This is a genomic window from Streptomyces sp. NPDC002690, from assembly GCF_053592415.1.
The window spans coordinates 1-2,374 of sequence record NZ_JBSFVR010000634.1 but is presented as its reverse complement, the minus strand read 5'-3'; the positions used below and the strand labels follow the sequence as shown (position 1 = coordinate 2,374).

Below are 2,374 nucleotides of genomic sequence, written 5' to 3'. Positions count from 1 at the left end.
TTTTTAGGTTGTTGGCCAGTTGGTGGGGGGGCCCCCCCCCCCCCCGCCCCGCCCCCCCCCCCCCACCCCACCGCCCACCGCCCTCAGGTGGTTCGCTCGGTGCGCGCGCACAGCGCCCAGATCACGAAGATGTTGATGGCGATGAGGATGATCGACCAGAACGGGTAGTACGGCAGCCAGAGGAAGTTGGCGACCGCACCGAGACCCGCCAGCACCACACCGATGAGCCGGGCCCACAGCGCGCCGGTGAACAGGGCGCATCCGGCCAGGACGATGACGATGCCCAGGATGAGGTGGATCCAGCCCCAGCCCGTGAGGTCCCACTGGAAGATGTAGTTGCGAGTGGTGACGAACACGTCGTCCTTGGCGATGGCGGCGATGCCCTCGAAGATCGCCATCGCTCCGCCGAAAATCATCAGAACGCCCGCGAACGCCGTCCATCCGGACTGGAACGCGGTGGTCTTCCCGGTGGTTCTGGCCATGGCCGGCCTCCTTGCGGTACCCGAAGCCCCTGAGCGGCCCGAGCGGCGGGCCGGCGACGGTGCCCTGGTCCAAGCCTGGCACGCCGTCACCCAATCGGCATACGGGCGGGATAAAGGGCGCGAGAACGACCAGCCGCATCCCACCTACGGGATATTATCCCGTATATGAGAGACGATCGCGAGGCGGAGACCGCCGACGGCCGCTTGGCCGCCCGGCTCGCCTCCCTCCGGGCCGAGCGCGGCTGGTCACTGGACGAGCTGTCCGGCCTGACCGGCCTGAGCAGGTCCACCCTGTCGCGGGTGGAGCGGGGCGAGCTGAGCCCGACCGCGGCTTCGCTGGGCCGGCTGTGCACGGCGTACGGACGGACAATGTCGCGTCTGCTCACGGAGATCGAGTCGGAGCCGCCCCTCCGGGTCCCCGCCGGATCGCAGCAGGTCTGGTACGACGCGTCCGTCGGCCTCACCCGCCGATCGGTGTCGCCGCCGCACCCGGGACTGCGCGGCGAGATCGTCGAGTGCACCCTCGACCCCGGCGCGACGATCTCCTACGAGAATCCGCCGGTGCCCGGCATGGAACAGCACCTGTGGGTACGGGAAGGGACGGTGGGGATCACCGTGGACGGGACCACGCACACCCTGGGCCCCGGTGACTGCCTGCGGTTCCGCCTGGACGGACCCTCCCGCTTCCACTGCCCGGGTCCGGAGCGGACCCGTTACGTCCTGATGATCGTGATGCCGTGAAAGGAACCCCTCCCATGACCGAGATCGTCTCCGTGCCGGGCCCCGAACTCGTCACCTACGCCGACGAACTGGCCGCCCTCCTGGTGGACACCGTGCACGACGGCGCGTCGGTCGGCTTCCTCGACCCGCTCGACCGGGGCGCCGCCGCCGACTGGTGGCGGGAGCGCGCCGCGGCGGTGGATGCGGGACGGCTGCGCGTCTGGATCGCCCGGGACGGCGAACGGGTGGCCGGCACCATCAGCCTCGTCCCGGCACTGCTGCCGAACGCCCTGCACCGCGCCGAGGTCTCGAAGCTGATGGTGCGCCCGTCGGGCCGGGGCCGCGGGCTGGGCCGGGCGTTGCTGGCGGCGGTGGACGGGTGGGCGGCGTCCGAGGGCCTGTCGCTGCTCGTCCTGGACACCGAGACGGGGAGCGCGGCCGAGCGGCTGTACCGGGCGGCGGGGTGGACGGAGTGCGGCTCCGTGCCGGCCTACGCGCAGGACCCGGCGGGGACGCTCCGGGCGACGACCTTCTACTACAAGGTCCCCGGCGAACCCGAGGCGACCGCGGGTCCGGACGGCCCCGGGGAGACAATGGACGGCGACGCCTCCTGACCGGGCGGCCTCTTTGACGCGAGGAGTTAACGATGGCTCTGCACGACATCCCCCTGCACACCCTGACCGGCGAACCGACGACGCTCGGCGCCTGGAGCGGTAAGGCGGTGCTGCTGGTGAACGTCGCGTCCAAGTGCGGCCTCACGCCCCAGTACGAGGGCCTGGAGCGCCTGCAGAAGACCTACGCCGGGAGGGGTTTCACCGTTCTGGGCGTGCCGTGCAACCAGTTCGCCGGGCAGGAGCCGGGCAGCGCCGAGGAGATCCAGTCCTTCTGCTCGACGACGTACGGGGTCAGCTTCCCGCTGCTGGAGAAGACCGACGTGAACGGCGAGGACCGGCACCCGCTCTACACGGAGCTGACCAAGCTCGCGGACGCCGACGGCGAGGCCGGGGACGTCCAGTGGAACTTCGAGAAGTTCCTGATCTCCCCCGCCGGTGAGCCGGTCGCCCGCATCCGCCCGCGCACCGAGCCGGAGGCGCCGGAGGTCGTGGCCGCCATCGAGGCGCAGCTCCCCGCCTGACGTACGCGGCCGGGGTGCGCGGGAGGATCCCGCGCAC

General features: G+C 71.4%; 4 protein-coding genes. 3 read left to right on the top strand and 1 reads right to left on the bottom strand.

The genetic code is table 11. The features are described from left to right. Positions 1 to 83: 83 nt before the first annotated feature. On the bottom strand, positions 84 to 482 hold the full coding sequence (locus tag ACWD3D_RS36150; RefSeq protein ID WP_451464899.1) for a DUF7144 family membrane protein: 399 nt from the start codon (positions 480 to 482) through the stop codon (positions 84 to 86). A 165-nt stretch (positions 483 to 647) separates the two neighbouring features. On the opposite strand from ACWD3D_RS36150, the gene ACWD3D_RS36145 reads away from it, so the two are divergent. Genes ACWD3D_RS36145 through ACWD3D_RS36135 form a run of 3 tightly spaced genes read left to right on the top strand, consistent with a single transcriptional unit; the run spans position 648 to position 2,337 of the window. After that, a complete protein-coding gene (locus tag ACWD3D_RS36145; protein WP_451464898.1) occupies positions 648 to 1,223 on the top strand; it encodes a helix-turn-helix domain-containing protein in 576 nt (191 codons plus the stop codon). Positions 1,224 to 1,237: 14 nt separating this feature from the next. Continuing rightward, positions 1,238 to 1,816: an N-acetyltransferase family protein gene (locus tag ACWD3D_RS36140; RefSeq protein WP_451464897.1), complete on the top strand. Its 579-nt coding sequence runs from the start codon at positions 1,238 to 1,240 to the stop codon at positions 1,814 to 1,816. 32 nt (positions 1,817 to 1,848) lie between these two features. Continuing rightward, entirely contained in the window at positions 1,849 to 2,337 is a 489-nt protein-coding gene (locus ACWD3D_RS36135) for a glutathione peroxidase (protein WP_451464896.1), read from the top strand. Positions 2,338 to 2,374 lie beyond the last annotated feature (37 nt).